Annotated in this window: 14 protein-coding genes; 4 read left to right on the top strand and 10 right to left on the bottom strand. The window is 72.7% G+C overall.

Going from position 1 to position 17,497, the window contains the following annotated elements; translation table 11 throughout:
* Positions 1–78: 78 nt before the first annotated feature.
* Positions 79–921, bottom strand: coding sequence for a helix-turn-helix transcriptional regulator (locus F9B16_RS16785; RefSeq protein ID WP_151541015.1), 843 nt, complete (start codon positions 919–921; stop codon positions 79–81).
* A 113-nt stretch (positions 922–1,034) separates the two neighbouring features.
* On the opposite strand from F9B16_RS16785, the gene F9B16_RS16780 reads away from it, so the two are divergent.
* Positions 1,035–1,778: an SDR family oxidoreductase gene (locus F9B16_RS16780; protein WP_151541014.1), complete on the top strand. Its 744-nt coding sequence runs from the start codon at positions 1,035–1,037 to the stop codon at positions 1,776–1,778.
* Between the two features lie 56 nt (positions 1,779–1,834).
* Here the strand turns inward: F9B16_RS16780 and F9B16_RS16775 are convergent, their stop codons facing one another.
* Entirely contained in the window at positions 1,835–2,677 is an 843-nt protein-coding gene (locus tag F9B16_RS16775; protein WP_151541013.1) for a helix-turn-helix transcriptional regulator, read from the bottom strand.
* Positions 2,678–2,790: 113 nt separating this feature from the next.
* Here F9B16_RS16775 and F9B16_RS16770 point away from each other — a divergent pair, with 113 nt between their 5' ends.
* Positions 2,791–3,531, top strand: a complete 741-nt coding sequence (locus F9B16_RS16770) for an SDR family oxidoreductase (RefSeq protein ID WP_151541012.1) — start codon at positions 2,791–2,793, stop codon at positions 3,529–3,531.
* Positions 3,532–3,538: 7 nt separating this feature from the next.
* Here the strand turns inward: F9B16_RS16770 and F9B16_RS16765 are convergent, their stop codons facing one another.
* From F9B16_RS16765 to F9B16_RS16755, 3 genes are all read right to left on the bottom strand, one after another.
* Positions 3,539–5,536, bottom strand: a complete 1,998-nt coding sequence (locus F9B16_RS16765) for a glycosyltransferase family protein (RefSeq protein WP_151541011.1) — start codon at positions 5,534–5,536, stop codon at positions 3,539–3,541.
* 160 nt (positions 5,537–5,696) lie between these two features.
* On the bottom strand, positions 5,697–6,965 hold the full coding sequence (locus F9B16_RS16760; protein WP_151541010.1) for a cytochrome P450: 1,269 nt from the start codon (positions 6,963–6,965) through the stop codon (positions 5,697–5,699).
* Positions 6,966–7,197: 232 nt separating this feature from the next.
* Positions 7,198–8,589, bottom strand: coding sequence for an aspartate aminotransferase family protein (locus F9B16_RS16755; RefSeq protein ID WP_151541009.1), 1,392 nt, complete (start codon positions 8,587–8,589; stop codon positions 7,198–7,200).
* A 205-nt stretch (positions 8,590–8,794) separates the two neighbouring features.
* Between F9B16_RS16755 and F9B16_RS16750 the strand changes: the two genes are divergently transcribed.
* Positions 8,795–9,688 (top strand): alpha/beta fold hydrolase, encoded by an 894-nt coding sequence (locus tag F9B16_RS16750; RefSeq protein ID WP_151541008.1) that lies wholly within the window; start codon positions 8,795–8,797, stop codon positions 9,686–9,688.
* 22 nt (positions 9,689–9,710) lie between these two features.
* Here F9B16_RS16750 and F9B16_RS16745 read toward each other — a convergent pair whose 3' ends face one another.
* Positions 9,711–10,589 (bottom strand): alpha/beta fold hydrolase, encoded by an 879-nt coding sequence (locus tag F9B16_RS16745; protein WP_151541007.1) that lies wholly within the window; start codon positions 10,587–10,589, stop codon positions 9,711–9,713.
* A gap of 114 nt (positions 10,590–10,703) precedes the next feature.
* On the opposite strand from F9B16_RS16745, the gene F9B16_RS16740 reads away from it, so the two are divergent.
* A complete protein-coding gene (locus tag F9B16_RS16740; RefSeq protein WP_151541006.1) occupies positions 10,704–12,695 on the top strand; it encodes an AfsR/SARP family transcriptional regulator in 1,992 nt (663 codons plus the stop codon).
* 608 nt (positions 12,696–13,303) lie between these two features.
* On the opposite strand, the gene F9B16_RS16735 is transcribed toward F9B16_RS16740, so the two are convergent.
* From F9B16_RS16735 to F9B16_RS16720, 4 genes are all read right to left on the bottom strand, one after another.
* Positions 13,304–14,569: a class I SAM-dependent methyltransferase gene (locus tag F9B16_RS16735; protein WP_151541005.1), complete on the bottom strand. Its 1,266-nt coding sequence runs from the start codon at positions 14,567–14,569 to the stop codon at positions 13,304–13,306.
* A gap of 91 nt (positions 14,570–14,660) precedes the next feature.
* The gene (locus F9B16_RS16730) at positions 14,661–16,028 is read right to left on the bottom strand and encodes an FAD-binding oxidoreductase (RefSeq protein ID WP_151541004.1); all 1,368 of its coding nucleotides are present in this window, start codon (positions 16,026–16,028) and stop codon (positions 14,661–14,663) included.
* Between the two features lie 209 nt (positions 16,029–16,237).
* Positions 16,238–16,759: a DUF1707 and DUF4870 domain-containing protein gene (locus F9B16_RS16725; RefSeq protein WP_151541003.1), complete on the bottom strand. Its 522-nt coding sequence runs from the start codon at positions 16,757–16,759 to the stop codon at positions 16,238–16,240.
* 35 nt (positions 16,760–16,794) lie between these two features.
* The coding region (locus F9B16_RS16720) for a polysaccharide deacetylase family protein (RefSeq protein WP_318839240.1) at positions 16,795–17,497 on the bottom strand (703 nt) is incomplete at its 5' end.

Genomic DNA, 17,497 nt, shown 5'->3' with positions numbered 1-17,497 from the left:
CCGGGGGGGGGGGGGGGGGGGGGGGGTTTGTGTGGCGGCCCCCCCCCCCGCGCGCCCCCCCCCCCGTCGACGCCGGGGTCAGCGGGGAGTGAGGTCCTGGGTGCCGATGACGCGGAGCAGTTTCAGCGCCTCGTGCGACGGGGTGCCGGGCGCGGCGGTGTAGAGGACGACCTTCTGGTCCCGGTCCGGGACGACGAGGACGTCACAGAACACTTCGAGGCCGCCGACGACCGGATGCCGCATGCGTTTCGTGCTGCCGCGACGCACCTCGATCTGGTGCCGGTCCCATAGCCGGCGGAACGGTTCGCTCTTGTCCTTCAGCTCACCGACGAGCGCCTTGATTCCGGGGTCGTGCGGATAGCGCCCGGACGCCGCCCTCAGATCGGCGACGCTCTGCTGAGCGAATTTCCCGTATTCGTCCTCGTCCTCGATGGGGCAGGCGGCGGGGTAGAGAAAGAAGGCCCGCACGAGGTTGCGTTCGCCTGACGGGATTTTCGAGAAGTCGACAATGAGCGCCGCCGCCATGTCGTTCCAAGCGAGGACATCGTATTTGGCGTCCAGGACGTAGGCGGGGGTGTCGTCGAGCCGTTCCAGCAGATGCAGGATGCCGGCGGGCACTTCCTGAGGAGGTCCCGGCGGCGGGCCGAGCTGTTCACCGGCGAGGTTGAACAGGTGGCTGCGCTCGTCGTCAGAGAGCCTCAGCGCGCGCGCCAGCGCCGAGAGGATCTGCCTGGACGGCCTCGGGCCCCGTCCCTGTTCCAGCCGGATGTAATAGTCCACCGACATACCGGCTAGGCGGGCCACCTCTTCCCGGCGCAGGCCCGGCGTCCTCCGGCGCGTCCCGGCCTGCAGTCCGACGTCCGCGGGCTGCACGCGCGCGCGGCGGGAACGCAGGAACGCGGCCGTCTCCTGCCTGTTCATGCCTCCCAGCATGGCGGACGGGACGTCCATACGGCCGTCCCCAGGGTGGTATCGCCGATCCCAGCTTCGAGCGGTCTCTCCTCGCGCGCGCCCAGCGGCAACAGGCTCAGGGCATGACCACTGCACAGATCGCGCTCATCACCGGCGCCAACAAGGGGATCGGCCTGGAGACCGCCCGCCTCCTCGGCGGGAAGGGCATGACCGTCCTGGTCGGCGCCCGCAACCCCGAACTCGGCGAGAAGGCCGCGGCCGTCCTGGCCGGCGAGGGCATCGTCGCCCGCTTCGTCCGGATCGACGTCACCGACGCGGCGAGCGTCGAAGCCGCCGCGAAGCGGATCGACGAGGAGCACGGGCGGCTCGACGTCCTGGTGAACAACGCCGGCATCTCGCCGGCCTCCGCGTACGGCCCGCCGAGCGAGACCTCGCTCGGCGGGCTGCGCGAGACCTACGAGACCAACGTGTTCGGCGTCGTCGCCGTCACCAACGCGATGCTCCCGCTGCTGCGCCGCTCCCCCGCCGGCCGCATCGTCAACGTCTCCAGCGAACTCGGCTCGCTGACGCTGCTGACCGATCCGTCCAGCCCGTTCTTCCCGTTCAACCTGCTCGCGTACAACTCGTCGAAGACGGCGCTGAACGCCGTCACGATCGCCTACGCCAAGGAGCTGGCGGACACCGCGGTCAAGGTGAACCTCGCCAACCCCGGCTACTGCGCCACCGACCTGAACGGCAACAGCGGGTTCCGCACGCCAGTGCAGGGCGCGACGGAGGTCGTGCTGCTGGCGACGCTGGACGAGGACGGCCCGAACGGCGCCTTCCAGGGCGGCGCGGAGGAGCCGGGACAGCCCGTCCCCTGGTGAAACCCGCTCGCGCGCCGGGCGGGGACCCGGCGCGCGACGGCTCAGCGCGTGGCGGCTCAGCGGGCGGCGAGCGCGTCCTGCCTCGTCTCGCGCAGCGACTTGAGGGCTTCGTGCGACGGCGTGCCGGGCGCGGTGGTGTAGAGGACGACGCGCTGGTCGCGTTCCGGCACGTACAGGACGTCGCAGTGCAGCTCCAGCGGCCCGACGACCGGGTGGACCATGCGTTTGCGGCTGCTGCGCCGGATGCCGACCTCGCCCGAGTCCCACAGGCGGGCGAACAGGGGGCTGCGCGCGGACACCTCGGCCACCAGCGCGGCGATGCCGGGGTCGCCCGGGTAGCGGCCGGCGGCGGCGCGCAGGTCCGCGACCGAGTCGCCCGCCAGCTCCGCCACGTACTCGTCGGTGTCGTACCGGTCGGCGGCCGGTCCGGTGAACAGCCAGCGGATCACGTTGCGGTCCCCGGGCGGCAGGGCGGCGAAGTCCGTCATCAGCGCCGCCGCCAGCGGGTTCCAGGCGAGGATGTCGTGGCGGGCGTTCAGCACGTAGGCGGGCGTGTCGTCGAGCCGTTCCAGCAGGTGCAGGATGCCGGGCGGGACCTCCCGGGACGGTCCGGCCGGAGGTTCCGGCGTCTCGCCCGCCAGGTGGTAGAGGTGGCCGCGCTCGTCATCGGTGAGCCTCAGCGCGCGCGCCAGCGCGGCAAGGATCTGCCTGGATGGCCGTGGACCGCGGCCCTGTTCCAGCCGGATGTAGTAGTCCACCGACATGCCGGCCAGTTGGGCGACCTCCTCGCGGCGCAGGCCCGGCGTCCGCCGCCGCGTCCCCGCCTTCAGCCCGACGTCTTCGGGCCGTACGCGGTCCCGTCGCGAGCGTAGGAACGCGGCCAACTCCTGCCTGTCCATACGTCCCAGCATGGCCGATGCCGCCGTGGGGCCGCCACGTGGAGGGTGGTATCGCCGATCCCAGCTTCGGGCGGTCTCTCCTCGCGCGCGCCCAGCGGCAACAGGCTGAGGGCATGACCACTGCACAGATCGCGCTCATCACCGGCGCCAACAAGGGAATCGGCTTCGAGACGGCGCGCATCCTCGGCTCCGGCGGCAGGACGGTGCTGATCGGAGCGCGTTCCGAGGAACTCGGGGAGAAGGCCGCGGCCGAACTGGCCGGCGAGGGCATCGACGCGCGGTTCGTCCGCATCGACGTCACCGACGAGGCCGCCGTCACGGCCGCGGCCGACCGGATCGGCGCCGAGCACGGGCGGCTGGACATCCTCGTCAACAACGCCGGGATCACCTCGACGGACGCCTCCGACCTCGGGCGTTCCACCCCGCCGAGCCGGACGGCGGTCGCGCAGGTCCGGGAGACGTTCGAGACGAACGTGTTCGGCGTCGTCGCCGTCACCAATGCGATGCTCCCGCTGCTGCGCCGCTCCTCCGCCGGCCGCGTCGTCAACGTCTCCAGCGAACTCGGCTCGCTGACGCTGCACAGCGACCCGTCGGCCCCCGTGAACCGCGTCAACCTGCTCCCTTACAACGCGTCCAAGTCGGCGCTGAACGCGGTCACGGTCGCCTATGCCAAGGAACTGGCCGACACCACGATCATCGTGGTCGCGGCGGCGCCCGGGTACTGCGCCACGGACCTGAACGGGCACACCGGTCCCCGCACACCGGCCCAGGGCGCGGCCGTCATCGCCGCGGCGGCGACCGGCGGCGCCGGGAACGGCGCGTTCGTCGCCGAGGACGGCCCGGTGCCCTGGTAGGGGCGGGTCAGAAAAGGATGTGCTCCTTGGGCAGGCCGTAGAGCGCCAGCCGGCCGGAGTCGAGGAGTTCCAGGTCGCTGGGCCGCCAGGTGTGGCGGGTGGCGTCCGCGTGCCGGATGGTGACGAACGAGAACCTGTCGGCCGCGTACACCCGGACGCCGTCCGCACGCAGCCGCCGGAAGAGGTCGGTGTCCTCGCCGCATCCGCGGTCGGCGAACCGGTACGTGCGCATCAGGTCGCCGTCCCCGAGCAGCGCCCCGCCGCGCACCACGTCCACGTACCGGTGCTCGTGCTCCGGGTAGCGCAGCACGGTCGCGTTCATGGATTCCAATAGGGCGTAGTGGGCGAGCTTCCCGACGACACCGGCGTCCGTGTAGGAGAACGCGGGAAGCAGGTCGGACACGTAGTGCGGCCCGTACAGCTCGTCGTCGTCGACCTTGCCGATGTAGGCGCCATCGGCGGCCTCTATGCCGAGGTTCAGGCACTCTCCCAGGGACATCGACGCGTCGGCGCTGCGGACGACGATGTCGTCGATCCCCGCGGCGATCGCCTGCTTCTCGACATCCCGGGGATGGAGGTCGAGGCGGTGCAGTACCAGGACGAGCTGCAGGGGCCGCCAGACCTGCGCCGCGATCTGCTCCAGCGACGAGGCGATCTGCTCGGCCCGGCATGTGGAAAGGACCAGCGACACCGTCGGCGGCGCCGCCGGCGCGGGCCCGGTTCCGAGGTGTTCCAGAAGGGAGTCGACCCGGTGCCGGTAGGTGTGCTCGGCGTGCACCCGGCGCAACGCCAGATGCGCCTGCCGGTCGCGCAGTTCCGGGGACCGCAGGAGCGCGCGCAGGCTGCGCTGCGCCGCCTTGGTGTCGTCCTCTACTGCCGGGCCGAACGCCGGGCTCGCGTCCGCCCGGTGGTGGACGACGGGCACGCCGGCCGCCGCCGCCTCGTACGCCAGGCGCGGCCCCGGCGCGATGAGCACGCGGAACCGCTTGCGGATCGCGACGGCCTCCTCGTACGGGCGCGGTGGCGCGACCCGCTGCCGGTACAGGCGCGGGAACCCGGTGGCGAAGAAGTGCGCGCCGAGCCGCGGCGCGGGCGCGATGAGCGGTTCGGCGGCCTGGTCGTACTCCCCCTCGTACAGCAGGGGGTAGCGGCCGTGGTCCTGGACGCGCGTCGGGTTGTGCAGGCGGGGCTGCGCGGCGAACGGCAGGTGGTGGACGCGGTCGTGGCCGAGGCTCCGTCGGTGCTCCGGCACCGCCGCGGCGTCGACAGTGAAGACGTGGTCGAAGTGCCCGGCGGCGTCGCCGAGGCCGTCGCCGGTGTCCCAGTAGGCGGTCGGAACGCCGCGCTCGCGGCACCACGCCGCCATCTCCGCGACGGGCAGGGCCGTCCGGACCGACTCCACGAGCAGCAGGTCCGGTGGCCGCTCCTCGAACGTCTCCCGCCAGCCGCCGGACGCGGCGACCTGCGTCCACTCGTAGCGGAGGTTCGCCTCCAGGACGGGGCCGAGGACGACGGCCGCGACGAGGCCGGGCCGGTTCACCGGGCCGTCCGGCGCCGCCGCCGGCGTCACCTCGATCGGCTCGGTCTCGGCGACGAGGACGTCCGGACGGCGCGTCCGCGCGGGCTCGGCGGGGGGCTCGGGCGGCAGGGGGACGCTGCGCAGCGCCTCCCGGACGCGCCGGTACGAGCGGGGCGCCAGCGGGCGGCGGCGCAGCGCGGCCAGCGCGGGCCCGAGCCGCGACCAGCGCCGCAGCCGGAGCGTCTCGTGCTCCCACGCGGCCAGCTCGGCGCGGTGCTCGGCCACGGCCCGGCGGCGGTCGAGGTCGCCGATCCGCCGGGCCGCCTCGTTCAGCGCGCCGATCAGCCGCCCGATCTGGTCGTCCCGGTCGGCCTGCTCGCGTTCCAGCTCGGCGAGCCGCAGCCGGACGGCCGCGTTGTCGGCGGCGAGCCGGTCGCCCCGTTCCCGGGCCACGCGCGGCTCGGCGGTCGGGTCGGTCTCGGGCACGGGCGCTCCCGGAACGTGCGGAACTGGGCCTCTCCGCACGTTAACCGCCCCGCGCGCCGTCCCGGCGGCCCGCCACGCAACGTTCACCGAGCTGTCGACCGCCGGTTGCCGCGTTCCGGACAAAGCCGCCGAAGCGCCCGGCGGGCCCGCCGGGGCCCGGTCAGACCGTGTACGGCAGGCGCTTGATCCCGTTGATGAAGTTGGACTCCAGCCGGTCCGGCTCGCCCGCCTTGATCGCGGGGACCTTCGCCAGCAGCTCGCGGAACATCACGGTGATCTCCCGCCGCGCCAGGTGCGCGCCCAGGCAGAAGTGCGGGCCGGGCCCGCCGAACCCGACGTGCGGGTTGGGGTCGCGCAGGATGTCGAACCTCTCCGGGTCGGTGAAGACCGACTCGTCCCGGTTCGCCGACCAGTAGTAGAGGACGAGCTTGTCGCCCTCGTTGATCTCGTGCCCGTTCAGCGTGGTGTCGCGGGTCGCGGTGCGGCGCATCCAGATGACCGGCGAGACGTACCGGACGATCTCCTCGACGGCGCCGGCGACGCGTCCCTCGAAGTCCTCGGTGAGCAGGGCGCGCTGGTCGGGGTTGCGGGTGAACAGGTCCAGGCCGTGCGCGATCGCGTTGCGGGTCGTCTCGTTGCCCGCCACGACGAGCAGGATGAAGAACGAGCCCAGCTCCTGGTCGGTCAGGGACTCGCCGCCCTGCCCGATTTCACCGCCCGAACCGACCTCGGCGTTGACCAGCGCGGACGTCAGGTCGTCGGTGGGGTCCTCGCGGCGCCGCCGGCCGAGCTCCTCGACCAGGCCGCGCAGCGTCTCGCCCGCGTTCAGCAGCGCGAGGGCGAGCTGCTCGGGGTCGCCGGACGGGACGAACTCGGCGTCGTTGCCGGCGAGGATGACGTTGGTCGCGTCGAGGACGGTCTGGTACTGGTCCTCGGCGATGCCCATCATGTCGCAGATGATCTTCAGGGGCAGCCGGGCGGCCACGTCCGCGACGAAGTCGCCGGTGCCGCCGCCCGCGGCGACGTTCCCGACGATCTCGGCGGCGACGGCCTCGACGCGGTCCTCGAACCGCTGGATCATCCGGGGCGAGAACGCGCGGGACACGATCCGGCGGATCTTGGCGTGCCGGGGGTCGTCCATGCTGATCATCGAGCCGAAGTACTCGTGCATGTCGCCCGGCATGTCGGGGATGCTGATCGCGCCGCGCCCGGAGCAGAAGTCCTGCGGGCGGCGGGACGCCTCGACGACGTCGGCGTGCCGGGTGAGGGCGTAGTAGCCCGGCCCCTGTGGCGCGATGACGATGTCGGGCTCCTCGAACCTGACGAGTTCGGGATGCCATCGGAGGGCCTTGAACGCCTCGTGCCGCTGGTCGTGCGGGCGGCGCCAGAACTCCCAGTCCGTCAGGTTGATGTCAGCGACCTCGAGCACGTGCTATCACCTCGTCCGAACGTGATTCGGTTTACATGCACTGTCTCAAAGTAAAGTGCATGACCGACACCGGACGGTGCGGTGACCCGCATCACACCACGCCCCGAGCGTAGCCCCTACTCCGGCGGTCCGGGGTGGTTCCGCACGTTCGCGGTGGATCGTCCCCCGCTGTCGGGCGCGTCCCGCCCCGCTCCGCGCCGGGCCCGGGGCGGGGCGGGGCGCGCCCGGAGGATCACAGCCGGGCCCACGCCTCCGTCAGCACCGAGCGCAGGATCTGCTCGATCTCGTCGAAGTGCGACTGGTCGCAGGTCAGCGGCGGCGCCAGCTGCACGACCGGGTCGCCGCGGTCGTCGGCGCGGCAGTACAGGCCCGCCTCGTACAGCGCTTTGTCGAGGAACCCGCGCAGCAGCCGCTCCGACTCGTCGTCGTCGAAGGTCTCCCGGGTGTCCCGGTCCTTCACCAGCTCGATGCCGTAGAAGTAGCCGTCCCCGCGGACGTCCCCGACGATCGGCAGGTCCCGCAGCCGCTCCAGCGTCGCGCGGAACGCGTCCCGGTTGCGCATGACGTGCCCGAGCAGGTCCTCGCGCTCGAACAGGTCGAGGTTCGCCAGCGCGACAGCCGCCGACACCGGGTGCCCGCCGAAGGTGTAGCCGTGCGCGAACATCGTCGTGCCGTGCTTGAACGGCTCGAACAGCCGGTCGGCGACGAGCATCCCGCCGAGCGGCGAGTACCCCGACGTCACGCCCTTCGCGAAGGTGATGATGTCGGGCGTGTAGCCGAACCGCTGCGCGCCGAACATCGTGCCGAGCCGGCCGAACGCGCAGATCACCTCGTCCGACACCAGCAGCACGTCGTGGCGGTCGCAGATCTCCCGGACGCGCTGGAAGTAGCCGGGCGGCGGCGGGAAGCAGCCGCCCGCGTTCTGCACCGGCTCCAGGAACACCGCCGCGACCGTCTCGGGACCCTCGAACTCGATGGCCTCCTCGATCCGGTCCGCGGCCCAGCGGCCGAACGCCTCCGGGTCGTCGCCGTGCTCGGCCGCCCGGTAGATGTTGGTGTTCGGCACCCGGAACGCGCTCGGCACCAGCGGCTCGAACGGCGCCTTCAGCCCGGGCAGGCCGGTCAGCGACAGCGCGCCGTGCGGGGTGCCGTGGTAGGCGACCGCGCGGCTGATCACCTTGTGCTTGGTCGGCTTCCCGGTCAGCTTGAAGTACTGCTTGGCGAGCTTCCATGCGCTCTCGACGGCGTCGCCGCCGCCGGTGGTGAAGAACACCCGGTCCAGGCCGTCGGGCGCGAGCCCGGCGAGCCGCTCGGCCAGCTCGACGGCCTTCGGGTGCGCGTAGGACCAGATCGGGAAGTAGGCCAGCTCGGCGGCCTGCTTGGCGGCGGCCTGCGCCAGCTCCTCGCGCCCGTGCCCCGCCTGGACGGTGAACAGGCCGGACAGCCCGTCGAGGTAGCGCCGGCCCGCCGCGTCGTAGACATAAGGGCCCTCGCCCCGCACGATCACCGGGATCTCGCCGCCGTCCTGGGACGCCGAGTGCCGCGCGAAGTGCATCCACAGGTGGTCGCGGGCCGCCCTCTGCATCGGTTCGTTCTGCTGGCTGGTCACGTCCGGCTCCGTCATCACGCTTCCCTTGCTACGACCCGAGGACGCACGCAGATGCGAGCGATCCAGTTGTCATGATGCTAAGCGACGACGAAATTCGATGTAAATACGTATTCAGACACATGTATCCGTAGCGTTGCTGTCACATGACCGGCACCCCCGCCGAGCCGCCGGACACCGGCCCGGGGTAGCGTCGCCCCGGGATCAAGGAGGCGAACACCGCATGGGCGACATCACGACCGGTTCGGTCAAGGCGAACGGGCTGGAATTCGGCTACCTCGCGGCAGGCCCCGAGCGCGGCCCGCTCGCGCTGTGCCTGCACGGCTTCCCCGACTCGGCGCACACCTGGCGGCACCTGCTCCCCGAACTCGCCGCCGCCGGCTACCGCGCGGTCGCCCCCTTCATGCGCGGGTATGCGCCCACGTCCGTCCCCGAGGACGGCGCCTACCAGGGCGGCGCCCTCGCCGCCGACGCCAACGCCCTGCACGAGGCGTTCGGCGGCGGCTCCGACGCCGTCGTCATCGGGCACGACTGGGGCGCCTTCGCCACCTACGGCGCCGCCGCCGCGGCCCCCGACCGCTGGCGCAAGGCCGTCGCCATGTCCGTCCCGCCCATCTCGGTGATGGCGACGGCCTTCTTCGACTACGAGCAGCTCAAGCGCTCGTTCTACATCTTCGTGTTCCAGACGCCCCTGGCGGAGGCCGCCGTGAACCGCGCCTTCATCGAGGGCCTGTGGCGCGACTGGTCCCCCAAGGACGCCGGCTACGCCGCCGAGGACGTCGACCACGTCATGGACTGCCTCCGCACGCCGGACAACCTCTCCGCCGCGCTCGGCTACTACCGCGCCATGCTCGACACCTCGCGCCACATCGAGCGCTATGCGGCCGAGCAGAAGGCGGCCACCTCGATCGGCGTACGCCCCGTCCTGTACCTGCACGGCGCCGAGGACGGCTGCCTGGGGCCCGACATCGTCGCCCCCGGGGACGATCTCAGCGCCGTCCTGGCCGGGCTTCCGGCCGGCTCGCAGGCCGAGCTCGTCCCCGGCGGCGGGCACTTCCTCCAGCTCGACCGCCCCGCCGACGTCAACCGCCGAATCCTCGCCTGGCTCTCCTCCTAGCCCTCAGCGCTCCAGCCGGCGCTCAGCGGTCCATGAGCTCGCGCAGGGTCTTGGCGATCTCGGCGGGCGCCTGCTCGGCCATGAAGTGGCCGTAGTCGACCGTCCCGTGCACCAGGTCCGGCGCCCACGCCGACCACAGCGCGCGCGCGTCGAAGCCGAGCGCGGCGCCCCAGTCCTGCTGCAGGACCGTCACCGGCATCCGCAGCTGGTTGCCCGCGGCGCGGTCGGCCTGGTCGTGCTCGATGTCGATGCCGGCGGACGCGCGGTAGTCCGCGACGATCGACGGGACCGCGGCGCGGCAGGCGTCCAGGTAGGCGGCGCGGACGTCGGCGGGGATCGCCTCCGGGCCGGCGCCCCAGATGTCGAGGAAGTGGCCGAAGAACGCGTCGGCGGAGGCGGCGATCATCTGCTCGGGCAGGCCGGGCGGCTGCGCCATCAGGAAGAGGTGGAAGCCCACGGCGGCGCTCGCCCCGTGCATGGCGTCCCACATCTCCAGCGTGGGCAGCACGTCCAGGGAGGCCAGATGCGTGATCGTGTCCGGGTGGTCCAGGCCGGCGCGGAAGGCGACCAGGGCGCCGCGGTCGTGTCCGGCCAGCGCGAACCGCTCATGCCCGAGCGCGCGCGCCAGCGCGACGATGTCGGCGGCCATGGTGCGCTTGGAGTAGGTGTCCGGGCCGTCCTCCGCCGGCTTGTCGCTCGCGCCGTATCCGCGCAGGTCGGGGACGATCACGGTGTGGTCGGCGACCAGGTCGGCGGCGACGTGCCGCCACATCAGGTGCGTCTGCGGGAAGCCGTGCAGCAGCACGATCGGGCTGCCCGAGCCGCCGATGGCAACGTTCAGGGACACGCCGTCGGCGACGGGCACGCGCTGGTAGTCGAAACCGCTGATGGTCGTGGTCATGAAGGGGTCCTTCTCTCTCTTCGATCGGTTATCCACAGATTGCCGTCCGCGAATGAGCATCCGGTCAGCGCGCTAGCGTGAGGTCGCAGGGAGTTACCGGGGAGGGGCTTGCCAGTGGGGGTCGTGTTCGGGGTTCTGGGGCCGGTGACGGCCTGGGACGCCGCGGGCGAGCCGATCGCGTTGAAGGGGCCGCGGCACCGGGCGGTGCTGGCCAGGCTGATCGTCGCGCGGCGGCGCGTCGTCCCGGTCGGGCTGCTCGTCGAGGATCTGTGGGACGTCCCGCCGGAGGGGGCGGTCGGCGCGGTCCGGACGTTCGTGGCGGCGCTGCGCCGGGCGCTGGAGCCCGGCCGTCCGCCGCGGACGCCGTCCCGGCTGCTGGTCACCGAGGGCCCCGGGTACGCGCTGCGCGCCGGGCCCGGGCAGGTGGACGCCTGGCGGTTCGAGCAGGCCGTGTCCGACGCCGCCGACCTGCCGCCCGACCGGGCGCAGGCCCGGCTGGACGAGGCGCTGGGCTGGTGGCGCGGCCCCGCCTACGCCGACTTCGCCGAGGAGCCCTGGGCGCGGGCGGAGCGCTCCCGGCTGGCCGAGCTGCGGTTGCACGCGGTGGAGCGGCGGGCGCAGGCGCGGCTCGACGCCGGGCTGGCCGCCGAGACCGTCCCCGACCTGGACGCGCACGTCAGCGAGCATCCGTGGCGCGAGTCGGGCTGGCGGCTGCTGGCGCTCGCCCTGTACCGGACGGGCCGGCAGGCGGACGCGCTCGCGGTGCTGCGCCGGGCCCGCGACATCCTGGCCGGGCAGCTCGGCCTCGATCCCGGCCCGGAGCTGCGGCGCATGGAGGCGGACGTGCTCGCGCAGGCCCCGGGCCTGGACCGGCCCGCCGAGCCGGAGTCGGCGGCGGCGCGGCTGTGGACGCGCGCGGCGGCCGACTACGACCGCACGGTGGCCACGGGGGCGCGCACGCGGCTGGAGTCGACGGTCGGCCTGCTCCGCGACCTGGCGGTGCGCGGGGGCGGCGGGCTGGAGGCCGCCCGGGGGCACCGGCTGGCGGCCGTCGCCGCGGCGGAGGAGTTCGGCGACCCAGAACTGACCGCCCGGGTGATCGGCGCCTACGACGTCCCGGCGAACTGGACGCGCAGCGACGACCCGGAGGCCGCGCGGCAGATCGTCGCGGCGGCCGAGCGCGTCCTGCCGCGGCTGCCGCCCGGGCCCGCGCACGACGCGACGCGGGCGCGGCTGCTCGCCACGATCGCGCTGGAGATGCGCGGCACCCGGTCGCCGCGGGGGCCGGAGGCGGCCGCCGAGGCGGAGGCGATGGCCCGCGACCTGGACGACCCGGCGGTGCTGGCGTTCGCGCTCAACGGCGCCTACATGCAGTCATGCACGCGGGCCGGGCTCGCTGCGCGCCGCGACGCGATCGGCGCCGAGCTCGTCGACCTGTCGGTCCGGCACGGCCTGGTGACCTTCGAGGTCCTCGGCCACCTCGTCAGGCTGCAGGCGCGCAGCGCGCTCGGCGACTTCGCGGCGGCGGACGGCCACGCTGCCGCCGCCGACCAGTTGGCCGAACGCCACGAACTGCCGCTGGTCGGCGTGTTCACGCAGTGGTACGCCGCGCTGCGGGACGCCGCGTCCGGGCAGGCCACCGTCGCGGAGACGGAGGCGGCGTACCGGGCGGCGGCCGCGCACCTGGAAGGCGCCGGAATGCCCGGCCTGTCCGAAGGCCTGCTCCCCCTCGCGCTGCTGAGCGCCCGGCTGAACTCGCGGCCGACCGGAGGTCAGGGCCCGGTCGAGGTGGACCTCGAGGACGACTGGGGGCCGTACCGTCCCTGGGCCGAACCGCTCGCCCTGCTGACCGCCGGCCGCGGAGAGGAGGCACGTAAGGCCCTGCGCGCACTGCCGGAGCCGCCCGCGGACCTGATGTGCGAGGCGATGTGCTGCCTCGAGGCCGAGGCCGCGCTGGAGCTCGGCGACGAGCCCGTCCTGCGACGCGCCCGCGACCGGCTCCTGCCCGCCGCCGGAGAACTCGCGGGCGCCGGAAGCGGCCTGCTGACCCTGGGCCCCGTCGACACCTGGCTCGCCCACCTGAACACCGCCCTGAGCCGGACCTGAACACGCCCACGAACGCCCCGCCCCCTCGCCCGAAAGGACCACCTACCAGGACGAACACCCACCGCACATCCCCAAACACGAGCCCCCCGGAACGAACCCGCCGAAAGCACACGCGCCCCGCGCACACACGCCCGCCCCGCGCGCACACGCACGCGCGCCCCGCGCGCACACGCACGCGCGCCCCGCGTACACATGCCCGCACGCCCCGCACGCCCGCGCACGCACGCCCCGCACGCCCGCGCACGCACGCCCCGCGCACACACACGCCCGCCCCGCGCGCACACGCACGCACGCCCCGCACGCCCGCGCACGCACGCCCCGCGCACACACACGCCCGCCCCGCGCGCACACGCACGCACGCCCCGCACACACACGCCCGCCCCGCGCGCACACGCACGCACGCCCCGCACACACACGCACGCCCCGCGCGCACACGCACGCACGCCCCGCACACATGCGCGCCCCGCGCGCACACGCACGCACGCCTCGCGCACCCGCAGGCAAAAACGCCTCGCGCGCGCATGACGCGCGCGCGGGGTAACGGTGACGGGCCGGCCGGAGGGGTCCGGCCGGCCCGTCAGCGGCGTTTCGCGGGAGCGCTCGCGGCGTCACACGCCCCAGTCGGGACGCAGCGGCATGTGGCTGTTGCCGTCCTCGTCGAGCTTCACGCCCAGGGTCTGGTGCAGCTGGATCCAGTTCTGGTTGAAGCCGAGCACGCAGCCCGCCATGTAGACCCGCCACACGCGGGCGGTGCCCTCGCCGACCTCGGCGACGGCCTCGTCCCAGTGCTCGTCCAGGTTCCGGCACCAGCCCGTGAGCGTCCGCGCGTAGTGCTCGCGCAGGTTCTCCTGGTGCCGGATCTCGAAGCCCGCGTCGTTCATCTGCTGCTGGACGTACCCGGGGCCCTCCAGCTCACCGTCCGGGAACACGTACCGGTTGATGAACCCGTTCTCCTTGCGCGGAGGCGCCAGGTTGTCCGGGCGGGTGATGGTGTGGTTCAGCATCCGCCCGCCGCGCTTCAGCTTCCCGTACAGGAAGGAGAAGTACGACGGCAGGTTCTTCTTGCCGATGTGCTCGGTCAGCCCGATCGAGCTGATCGCGTCGAAGCCCGTCTCCGTCACGTCCCGGTAGTCCAGGTGCCGGACCTCCGCGAGGTCCGACAGGCCCCGGTCCGCGATGGCCTTCTGCGCCCACTCGGCCTGCTGCTTCGACAGCGTCACGCCGAGCGCCTTCACGCCGTACTCCTTGGCGGCGTGCATCACCATGCCGCCCCAGCCGCAGCCCACGTCCAGCAGCCGCATCCCCGGCTTCAGCCCGATCTTCTTGGCGACCAGGTCGTGCTTGTGGAACTGCGCCTCCTCCAGCGTCGAGTGCTCCTCGGGGAAGCACGCGCACGTGTACGCCATGGACGGCCCCAGCACCCACTCGTAGAAGGTGTTGGACACGTCGTAGTGGTGCGAGATGGCCTTCGCGTCGCGCCGCTTGGAGTGCCGCAGCCACGACGGGATGCGGCTGAAGGGGGCCTCCTGCGGCGGCGGGTCCAGCCGGCGGGACATCGCCGCCCGGAGCAGCGGATCCCCCAGCACCCCGCCCACGATCCGCGCCTTGTCCCGCGGCGTCACGTCGCTCAGCACCTGCTGCATCGTCGTCAGCGCCTCGATCATGTCGCCGTCGACGTCGATCATGCCGGTGACGTACGCGCGGGCCAGCCCGAGCGCCCCCGGCGAGTGCACCAGATAGGACACCGCGTAGGGCGAGCGCACGTCGAACCGGATGGGCGCGCCGGGCACGCCCGACCGCGAACCGTCGTACGCCGTGAACTCCACTGGCGCCTCAGCCCCGGCGAGCTGCTCGAAGACCTTGGCCAGCGTCATCTTGATCCTCCTGTCTCTTCGCCCCGGGCGGGACGACGATGGTCGACCACCGGCCCGTCCGGGGCCCCACCCCCGAATCCGCGGACGCCGGTCAGCGTCCGCGCACGCACTTGTCGTAGAGGTCCAGCAGCCGCTCGCCGGGGTCGTACTCCCCCTTGAGCCGCCGGTAGGTCTCCCCGTCGTAGTACCGCCAGAACTCGTCCCTGCTGTAAAAAGCGGTCGAGTACAGGGACTTGTGGCCGTCAAGCTTGGCGACCTCGCGCTCGATCAGCCGGTTGTGGTACTCCGGGATCTGCCCCGGAGGCAGCCGGACCGTCCCCCAGAACCCGGCGTTCACGTACGGGCGGCCGACCTCCAGCGGGTACAGCGGCCACTGCTCCTTCGCACGGAGCGGGCACAGCCAGATCGGGCTCATCCCGATCTTGTCGTGGAAGAACTCCAGGAACTCCGGCAGCCGCTCGACGGGCACCTCGATGTCCTGGATGACGTCCTCGCGCGGGCGCAGCCCCCGCCACCGCTCCACGCGCGCGAGCAGCTGGTAGCGCCGGTCGTAGGCGACCATCTTGCGGTACACGTCGGACCGCTTGTACTTGTCGGGCCACAGCCGCCGGACGGTCGGGTTCTGCACGCCGAACGCGCCCGAGCACCAGAACCAGTCGGTGTCCCAGCGCCAGATGTAGTCGCGCACCGTCAGGAAGTCGACCGAGCGCTCCTGGATCGACCGGTAGTAGATCCCCTGGCCGGTGTAGTCGGAGGTGTAGGGCGCGTCGTCGGCGAAGAAGCCGAGGGTGATGTACTGCTCGTCCGCGCCGAAGACCGTGCCGTCCACGAAGTCGACGGCCTCGCCCTCGTACACGCCGGACTCGGTGATCTCGCCCATCGCCTTCGCGAGCTCCGCCGCGTCCCGGTACCGCAGGTGACGCAGCCGGACGTACGGCTTCACCGGCCGCAGCTCGATCTTCAGCCGCAGGCTGTAGCCGAGCGTCCCGTAGGAGTTCGGGAAGCCGTAGAACAGGTCGGCGTGCTCGTTGTCGCGCGTCGCGGTGATGACGCGGCCGTCGCCGGTCAGCACCTCCATCTCGAGGACGCCCTCGTGCGGCAGGCCGTCCCGGAACGACGTCGACTCGATGCCGAGCCCCGTCACCGCCCCGCCCAGCGTGATCGTCTTCAGCTGCGGGACGACGGTCGGCATCAGCCCGTGCGGAAGGGTCGCGTCGACCAAGTCCTCGTAGGTGGTCATCCCCTGGACCTGCGCGGTCCGCTCGTTCGCGTCGACGCTGAGCACCCGGTCGAAGCCGGACACGTCCAGCCCCGGGGCCGCCGAGGGGTCGCGCCACCGGAACAGGTTCGAGGTCTTCTTCGCCAGCCGCACCGGCGTGCCGGCCGGGATCGCCTCGTACGATCGCCTGAGCGCCTCCACCGCCCGCTGGTGATCGCCCTTGAGCGCAAGCTCCGTCATCTACCCCTCCCTTGCATAGTTAATCCATGATCCCATGTACCGTCCACATAACCCGGACGTTAGGGTCATCACAGGTAGGAGGGGGAATAAAGCCACGGCCATGATCATGTGCGGTCCGGTTCCTCGGGGCGGCCGCCGGCGGGGCGGCCAACGTTGACCTTTCCCCCGCCGTCCGCGCCGACAAACCCGTCCGGGCCGTCCGCGGGCCGCTACTTCACCAGCCGCAGAATCCACGGGTAGCGGAAACCGCGCCCGGCGAGCGCGAACACCGCCGCGATCGCCGACAGGATCCACGTCACCCCGTACAGCGCGCCCCCGACGCCGAACGTCACGATCGTGACCAGCAGCAGCGTCACCTGGAGGTTCAGCGCCTCCATCGCCTGCCGCCGGATGTACTCCGAACGCTTGCCGCTCACGAGCATCAGCACCAGCGGGCCGACGAACAGCGTCGGCACCGCCACCGCGTGCGCCGCCGCGGCGAGCATCCGGTCCTCCCCCGTCGGCTCCGCGAGCTCCAGGCTCTGCCCCGCGCGCCCCCGCACCGGCTCAAGATCCCGGGTGACCGCCGCGAGGTCGTCGCGCGTCTTCGACGTCATCGCCAGATGCGCGCGCATGTCGAACTCGTCGTGGTCGAGCCTGCCCTCGGCGTACGCGTCCTGGAGCCGCCGGACGACCGCGTCCCGTTCGGCGTCGGAGACCCGCAACCGGCCCACCGCGTCAGTGCTGTCCATGTCTCCATGCTGGGCGGCGCGCGCGCCGTCGGCCATCAGGGAAGACCCTGACGATCCCCTGAGTCGAGCCGGACGTACTCCTTCCCTGGGGTGAGCGTCCCGCCGAACAGCTCCGGCACCGTCACGAACGAGTACCCCTCCGCCGCCAGCGTCTCGATGATCGCCGGGACCGCCGCCACCGTCGTCGGATGGATGTCGTGCATCAGCACGATGTAGCCGGGCTTCACCGCCTTCAGCACGCGCCGCTCGACGTACTTCGTGTCGTGGTGCTCCCAGTCGAGCGGGTCGACGGTCCAGAGCACCTGCGCCAGCCCCATCCGCCTGGTGATGGCGGTCAGCCGCTTCGACAGCGACCCGTACGGCGGCCGCAGCATGGTCGGCGTGAACCCGGACGCCCGCCGGATCGCCTCCTGCGTCCGGGTCAGCTCCGACATGATCTTCTTCGTGGACGCCCGGCCGAGGTCGGCGTGCGTGTAGCTGTGGTCGGCGATCTGATGCCCGGCCTCGTGCTCGCGCCGCACCAGCTCGGGGAACTTGGCGGCCTGCTCCCCGACGATGAAGAACGTCGCCCGCACATGGTGCGCGGCGAGGATGTCCAGCAGCCTGCCCGTGCTCTCGGCGGGCCCGTCGTCGAAGGTCAGCGCAACGCACTTGGCCCGCAGGCAGTCCACCCGCGGCGGCGCGGGCGGCGGCGCCTGCCGGCGCGGCGCGCTCTTGCGGCCTGCGTGCCCGGCCCCG

It is taken from the genome of Actinomadura montaniterrae (assembly GCF_008923365.1).
GTDB classification, from domain to species: domain Bacteria; phylum Actinomycetota; class Actinomycetes; order Streptosporangiales; family Streptosporangiaceae; genus Spirillospora; species Spirillospora montaniterrae.
This window is presented reverse-complemented; position numbering and strand designations above follow the sequence as displayed.